Genomic DNA, 6,932 nt, shown 5'->3' with positions numbered 1-6,932 from the left:
AATGTGACGCTGCTTTTGTTGCAGGGCGTTGAATGGGTTGGGGTTTGTGCGGCGGTTCGCGGGGATTGAGCGCGCTGTATCCCCCCTAACCTCCGCTCATCCCGGCGAATGCCGGGACCCAGATCCCATGGCGGTCTGGTTGATTGGAGAGGCTCAGCGCTCGTGGCGTCAGCCTCAAAGCCATTCCATCTGGGTCCCGGCATTCGCCGGGATGAGCGGATCAAAAGGGAGTGGCCGAGCCCGGAAAGACCGCCCGCAGCGGCGAGGCCGCGCCTTGAAACCTTGGCTGCCAGCGTGCTCTGGGGACTGACCGAGTCAAGGACGGCGCGCCGCGCCGCCGCTCCGCGGCCGCCGGAGGCGGTCCTTGACTCGGTCAGTCCCCAGAGCTCCCATCCACCAAGGGTTTAAGGCGTCTAGGTGAAGGTCACCAACTCGCACCCGACCTTGGCTCGGACGCCGATTCTAAGCCCCACTTCAGTCTCTGCCGCAATTGTCACTGTCTCCACTTCGACATCGGTGAGTCGGATGCTCTTTACTTCTGCTAGCATCGTCAGGCCCTTGCCCCAAATGTAGAGCTGATCGTTCACTGATATCGTCGCGTTCGTTACCTTAGCTACCACGATGTCTCCGGAAAACCGCTCTGATATGACGCCGACCACAGTGGCGCGCCCGAGTTCTTTCGCTCGGCGCAGAGTGTCGTATTGGATGAAATCAACAATGCTACGGCATAGGGCATCGAAAAAGTGCGTGAACTCGATGAGGACATCAGCTCCGAGGACGTCATCGACATCTCCATGCGCAGCTTCATTCCGGTAGTCAACGATCTGCCTTAACTCGCTTGCGGCGGTTTCAGAGAGGCGCGATTGGGTTGTGAAGAATTCTTCAACAGCTGAATGAGAGGTGACCCATTGTTCAACGCCACTGAGGCCGCACTGACTAAACAGTCTCTGCAGCTCCGTCATGCGAAGGTTCTGCTCGGCTCTTAGTAGGGCCTCGGGCTGAATTTGATAATTAGCCCTGTCAGATACAGCATCAGCCGCGGCTCTAATGATAGATGTCATATCAAGGGATCGAAATCGTTGCTTATCTTGGTCTATAAGTATTTGACCCACGCCGCGAGTATATTTTGACTTAAATTCTTGCCCTAATTCGGTAAGTGTGTAAGATCCCGAGAGGAACGTCAGGTATTCTCGGAGAATTTCCAAAACAAAGGATTCAAACAGGGCATAGGTCCGTGTGACTGCGGCGCAGTGGTCGATCACTCTCCAGCTGGTCGCATCGGCTGCATCACCTAAAATGTGCTCCATATCGAAGCATGGCGCGCCATCTGCCCTGCAGCGGAAGCTTGCCGCGCCGACTTGGCTTCGCAAGTTTGCGGAGAAGGAGATATGCTTGCGAACGGCGTCAAGCGCCTCAAGGCTGCGATCGAGCAGCGCCGTGTGCATCAGGCTATGGCTCCCGCGACCATCTCTGTGAACAGACGTATCCGGGTCTGGATATCTGCCTTAGTGTTTCCGCGACCTGTGAATGTACCCTCGTCTTGGTCTCTGAACATCTGAGCGGTTGCGACGAGAACTTTCGGTGCCTTTTCCCGCACTTCTGCGGCGCGGGGGAGAAAAGTTGACATGCCAACCATCACGGCGTCGAAGAAGGCCTTCTGGGCTGCAGGCATCCAATCATCTTCATCCGGATTAAAAGGGCGGAAGGCAAGATCACCATACACATCCGTCACGAGATCCAGCGTATCGATGAACTCGCGCTCGAGGACCTCTGTGTCAGCTTCTGTAAAATTTGCTGCCTTGCGCATGTAGAGATCGAGAAATCCCTGCATGCCGTGTCTATAGTTCGATGAATGCCTTAAGGCGAAGAATCGGAGTACCATCTCCACATCCTCCATCTTCTGGTACATTGAATTTTCGAGCAGACCAGGAGTCACCTCGATCTCGTTCTCGACGTAGGGGGGGATGCCCCAGGCCGCCCGAAACTTTGGCAAACGGGAGAGTCTATCTGTGAGGTTATTTACCCGGCCTCGGTACAAAGCGTTGCGGATTTCCTGCCGCGTAAGTTGTACCCCTCCGGTGTTCAGCCTCTCGAACACTGTCTCGCGAAGGTTCGACGCTTCATCCTCGTCTGTTGTCGATTCTTTGAGTAGGACGATTGACGTTATGGAGCGTCGGTCCAGTCCAGATTGGATTTTATCAGGCAGTGTCTGGTAGGTTCGGCCATTAATCTCCGGCCATTGTTTCAGACCCGCAAGCTCGAATTTTCCTTCGTAGAAGTCCCGAAGAGCGCTGATACGCTGTTGGCCATCCATAACCTCGTACGAATTATATTCCTTCTCGTACAAAAATACTGGTGGCACCGGGATGTTCATGATGAAGGACTCGATCAGTAGGCTTTGCTTCTCCGGGCTCCAACGCGGTCGGCGCTGATAGAAGGGGCGCAAGTCCATGTAATTGGCTTGCTTGAGCGAAGCTACAAAGCCTGGCAGCTTTTCACGATTGGTCTCGATAACAATCCGGCCTTCACCCCGGGCGTACCGCTCGTTGATTTCGGCATCGGTAACTCGGGCAGCTCTCTCTTTGGGCGGCTTGGCCCAGAGGTTTTGCTCGGATGGTGCAAGCGGCATCCGCTACCTCCTTGTCGATATCCTGCGGACATTCCCGGAATCGAGTCTAAGCAGTCAGATGTTTTAGCGCCGAAGCTTGTCCACAACCAGCAGCCACCGCATCGCCTGCCGGCGAAACGCCCCCTACCGCCTCCCAAACAACCGCTCAATATCCGCCAACTTCAGCTCCACATAAGTCGGCCGCCCGTGGTTGCACTGCCCCGAATGCGGCGTCGCCTCCATCTCCCGCAGCAGCGCATTCATCTCCACGGCGTTCAGCCGCCGCCCGGCCCTGACGCTCCCGTGGCAGGCCATGGTGGAGCAGACCTCCTCCAGGCGTTCCTTCAGGGCCAGGGCCTGGCCGTTCTCGGCCAGGTCGTCGGCGATGTCGCGGACCAGGCCCGCGGCATCGGTCTTGCCCAGCAGGGCCGGGGTCTCGCGGACCAGGACGGCCCCGGGACCGAAGCTTTCCAGGACCAGGCCCAGGGCCGCCAGCTCCTCGGCGCGGGCGACGACGCGCTCGGCCTCGGCGGGGTCCAGCTCGACCACCTCGGGCAGCAGCAGGGTCTGGCGGGCGACGCCGCCGGCGGCCATCTCGCCCTTCATCCGCTCGTAGACCAGGCGCTCGTGGGCGGCGTGCTGGTCGACGATGACCACGCCGTCGCGGGTCTGGGCGACGATGTAGGTCTCGTGCACCTGGGCCCGGGCCGCGCCCAGCGGGAAGTCGACGGGGTCGAAGGCCGGGGCGGGGCCGTGGTCGTGGCCGGGGCCGGGATAGGCGACGTTGGGCGCGGCGTCGTAGCCGCCGAACGCCGCCTCGCGCACCGCCTCGGCCACGCCGCCGCCGCCGGCGCCGAACGCTTCGGCCCGCGTGGCGTAGGCCTCCTCCGGCGCGGCCTCGTATCTCGCCGAGACGTCCGACAGGCCCGGCAGCACCTGGGGCGCGGGCCGTGTCCAGCCGCCCTGTTGCCAGGCCGAGAAGCCGGCGGGGGAGGGGCCGGGTTGATATCCGGGATAGCCGCCGCCCCCCGGCGACGGGACCATGCTCTGCGCCCGGATGGCGTCCAGCGCGCTCGCCGCCGTGGTGGTCGAGGCGCGGTGGCCGGCCGCCGCCAGGGCGTGGCGCAGGCCCCCAACGATCAGGCCGCGCACCAGGGCCGGGTCGCGGAACCGCACCTCGGCTTTCGCGGGGTGGACGTTGACGTCGACCTCGGCGGTGTCGAGCGTGACATAGAGGGCGGCGGTCGGATGCCGGTCGCGGGCCAGGAAGTCGGCGTAGGCCGCGCGCAGGGCCCCCTGCAGCAGCCGGTCGCGCACCGGGCGGCCGTTGACGAACAGGTACTGGTGGGCGGCGTTGCCGCGGTTGTAGGTGGGCAGGCCGATGAAGCCGGACAGGCGCACGCCGTCGCGGGTCTGGTCGATCTCCAGGGCGTTGTCGTGGAAGTCGCGGCCCAGCACGGCCGACAGGCGGGCCAGGCGGCCTTGCGGGCCGGGATGCTCGGGCGGCAGGCGCAGGATGCGGCGGCCGTCGATGTCCAGCGAGAAGCCGACGGCCTCGTGGGCCATGGCCTGGCGCTTGAGCTCCTCGGTGATGGCCAGGGCCTCGGCGCGCTCGGACTTCATGAACTTCAGGCGCGCGGGGGTGGCGTAGAACAGGTCGCGCACCTCGATCCGCGCCCCGTGGTCGCCGGCGAAGGCGGCCGGGGCCACGTCGCCGACGCTGCCGCCCTCGACCAGGATCGAGAAGGCGTCGCGCTGGCCCTTGGCCCGCGAAGAGATGGAGAGCCGGGCCACCGAGCCGATCGAGGGCAGGGCCTCGCCCCGGAAGCCCATGGTGTGGATGCGCAGCAGGTCCCACAGGCCGTCCTCGTCGGGGGCCAGCTTGGAGGTGGCGTGGCGCTCGATGGCGACGGGCAGCTCTTCGGCGGAAAGGCCGCAGCCGTCGTCGGCCACCAGGATGCGGGTCAGGCCGCCGCCGTGGGCCTCGACCTCGATGCGCGTGGCGCCGGCGTCGATGGCGTTGTCGACCAGCTCCTTGATGGCGCTGGCCGGGCGCTCGACCACCTCGCCGGCGGCGATGCGGTTGACGGTCTCGGGCGGCAGGCGGCGGATGGGCATCGGGAACGCTTTCGGCGCGGCCGGGGCCGCATTGCAGCATGGTAATTTGACGGCCCAGCTTGGGGCCCTTCCAAGTGTGGAAGACCGATCATCCTAGATCGATTCCGCCACGGCTGGAGACACACAGATAGTGACGCAGTTGCGCTTGGCCGCCTCGTTGGCGGTGTTGGGCCTGATGTTTTCCGGTTCGGCCTTCGCCCAGCAGGCCGTCGACGCCTCCGGGCCGATCGACCTGCGCAAGGTCGACCCCGAGGCCAACATGGTCGAGGAACTGGTGGTCAACGCCCGCCTGCCGGGGCCGGCCTGGTGGAAGGTCAGCGACGCCGACACCACGGTCTATGTGCTGGGCGTGCCGGCCCTGACGCCCGCCAAGCTGGAGGTCGACGAGTCGGTGTTCAAGCGGCGCGTCGACGGGGCCAACGTGCTGATCATGGGCCAGGAGGCCGACGTCAGCGTGGTGCGGCTGATCTCGCTGGCCCTGGCCGGCAAGCGCTACTTCATCACCGACAAGCCGATGCGCCAGACCCTGCCGCCGGACCTGCGGGCCCGGCTGGAGGCGCGGCTGGCGGCGATGAAGGAGAAGCCCGACAGCATGGACGAGGTCAAACCCGCCTTCGCCGGCTTCCTGGTGGCCAACGGCGGGGAGGGCGGCGACGTCTCGATCCATCTGGGCGGCGTCACCGACGCCATCCGCGACATCGCCAAGGGCAAGGACCTGGACAAGCGTCCCCGCATCCAGAACCTGCCCGGCTACAGCCTGGTCGACGCCATCAAGTCGCTGGGCGGGGCGCCGCAGCCGCTGCAGGAGCTGTGCCTGGACGCGGGCCTGCGCCAGGCCGAGAGCGGCCAGGAGGGAATCAAGGCCCTGGCCGAGCGCTGGGCGCGGGGCGAGGTGCGCCAGGTGGTCTCGGCGGACCGGGGCTTCCAGCGCTGCCTGGCCTCGACCCCGTCGATCGCCCACGACCTGCGCGACGGCCGCGACGACGCGGTGCGGGCCATCTCCGCGGCGCTGAAGACGCCCGGCAAGGCCGTGGCGGTGATCGAGCTGCGCTCGCTGCTGGCCGAGGACGGGGTGCTGGACCAGCTGCGGGCCAAGGGCTTCACGGTGACGACGCCGGGGGAGTAGAGGGTTCTGACGGGGACATGCCCTTGCGGCGTGTCCCCAAGTCTCGCACTGCGTCTGTTGGGGACACGCCGCGAGGGCGTGTCCCCGGCTGAGCTGGAGGTCCACGACATGCGGCGACTGGCGATCCTGGCGGCGGCCCTCGCCCTGACCTCCACCCCCGCCCACGCCCAGACCGCGCCCGGCCTCGACGATCCCGAGGCCAATGTCGTCGAGGCCCTGGTGGTCAGCGCCAGGCTGCCGGGACCGGCCTGGTGGCGGATCTCGGACGGCGACACCACGATCTACATGCTGGGCGTGCTGCAGGCCCTGCCCAAGGGCCAGGCCTGGGACACCGGGGTGCTGGAGCATCGGCTGGACGGGGCCTTCGCCGTGATCCTGCCGCCGGAGGGCAAGGCCGGGATCGGCGACCTGCCGGCCGCCCTGGCCCTGCGCGGCAAGCTGAAGTCGAAGGAACCGCTGGAGGCGTCGGCCGGCGGACTGGCCGCCAAGCTGGCGAAGGCCCGCGCGACCCTGGGCAAGGGGCCGGACGCCTACGAGGGCTGGAGCCCGCTGGGGGCGGGGATCATGATGGCCGGCGACTACCGCAAGTCGGTGCGGCTGGAGACGGCCGAGCCCGAACGCACGATCGGCCGCCTGGCCCGCAAGCACGGGGTCAAGGCCCGGCCGGCCGCCACCTACAAGGCCATGCCGCTGATCAGGACGGCGGTGCGCGAGCACTCGCGCGAGGCCGGGCTGATCTGCCTGGAGGGCGTGCTGGACGAGGTCAACGCCGGCCCCGCGGCCGCCCGGGCCGCCGCCCGCGCCTGGGCGCGCGGCGACGTGCGCGGCGCCATCGCCGGCCCCCGCAACTTCCAGCGCTGCCTGCTGGCCCTGCCCGGCATGGCCGACCTGGAGCGCAAGGGGACGGCGGACGAGGTCGAGGCGCTGTCGGCGGCGATGCGCACGCCGGGCCACGCGGTGGCGGTCTACGGCGTCCGCAGCCTGGTGGCGCGGGGCGGGGTGCTGGACCAGATGCGGGCGCGGGGGTTCGAGGTCTCGACGCCGGGGGAGTGAGGCTGGCTCTTCCCCCTGTGGGGGAAG

5 protein-coding genes are annotated in these 6,932 nt (G+C 66.3%); 2 read left to right on the top strand and 3 right to left on the bottom strand.

The window, feature by feature from the left end; genetic code table 11:
- Window positions 1–413: 413 nt before the first annotated feature.
- From WAE60_RS23230 to mutL, 3 genes are all read right to left on the bottom strand, one after another.
- Window positions 414–1,445 carry an MAE_28990/MAE_18760 family HEPN-like nuclease gene (locus WAE60_RS23230; RefSeq protein WP_337689097.1) on the bottom strand — a complete coding sequence of 344 codons (1,032 nt, stop codon included), beginning with the start codon at window positions 1,443–1,445 and terminating at the stop codon, window positions 414–416.
- Window positions 1,445–2,629, bottom strand: coding sequence for a DUF262 domain-containing protein (locus WAE60_RS23225; RefSeq protein ID WP_337689096.1), 1,185 nt, complete (start codon window positions 2,627–2,629; stop codon window positions 1,445–1,447). Before WAE60_RS23225 ends, WAE60_RS23230 begins: the two co-directional genes overlap by 1 nt.
- 123 nt (window positions 2,630–2,752) lie before the next feature.
- Window positions 2,753–4,726, bottom strand: a complete 1,974-nt coding sequence (gene mutL, locus WAE60_RS23220; RefSeq protein ID WP_337689095.1) for a DNA mismatch repair endonuclease MutL — start codon at window positions 4,724–4,726, stop codon at window positions 2,753–2,755.
- 130 nt (window positions 4,727–4,856) lie between these two features.
- On the opposite strand from mutL, the gene WAE60_RS23215 reads away from it, so the two are divergent.
- On the top strand, window positions 4,857–5,852 hold the full coding sequence (locus WAE60_RS23215) for a TraB/GumN family protein (RefSeq protein WP_337689094.1): 996 nt from the start codon (window positions 4,857–4,859) through the stop codon (window positions 5,850–5,852).
- Between the two features lie 108 nt (window positions 5,853–5,960).
- Window positions 5,961–6,905: a TraB/GumN family protein gene (locus tag WAE60_RS23210; protein ID WP_337689093.1), complete on the top strand. Its 945-nt coding sequence runs from the start codon at window positions 5,961–5,963 to the stop codon at window positions 6,903–6,905.
- The last annotated feature ends 27 nt before the right edge of the window (window positions 6,906–6,932 follow it).

It is taken from the genome of Caulobacter sp. CCG-8 (genome assembly GCF_037402475.1).
In the GTDB taxonomy this organism is placed as follows: domain Bacteria; phylum Pseudomonadota; class Alphaproteobacteria; order Caulobacterales; family Caulobacteraceae; genus Caulobacter.
Note: the sequence above shows the minus strand (reverse complement) of the source record. Positions and strands in the feature narration are given on the sequence as shown.

Coding starts and splice junctions, on each gene's coding strand:
- WAE60_RS23230 (WP_337689097.1), bottom strand. CDS start 1,445: ATGCACACGGCGCTGCTCGATCGCAGCCTTGAGGCGCTTGACGCCGTT.
- WAE60_RS23225 (WP_337689096.1), bottom strand. CDS start 2,629: ATGCCGCTTGCACCATCCGAGCAAAACCTCTGGGCCAAGCCGCCCAAA.
- mutL (WP_337689095.1), bottom strand. CDS start 4,726: ATGCCCATCCGCCGCCTGCCGCCCGAGACCGTCAACCGCATCGCCGCC.
- WAE60_RS23210 (WP_337689093.1), top strand. CDS start 5,961: ATGCGGCGACTGGCGATCCTGGCGGCGGCCCTCGCCCTGACCTCCACC.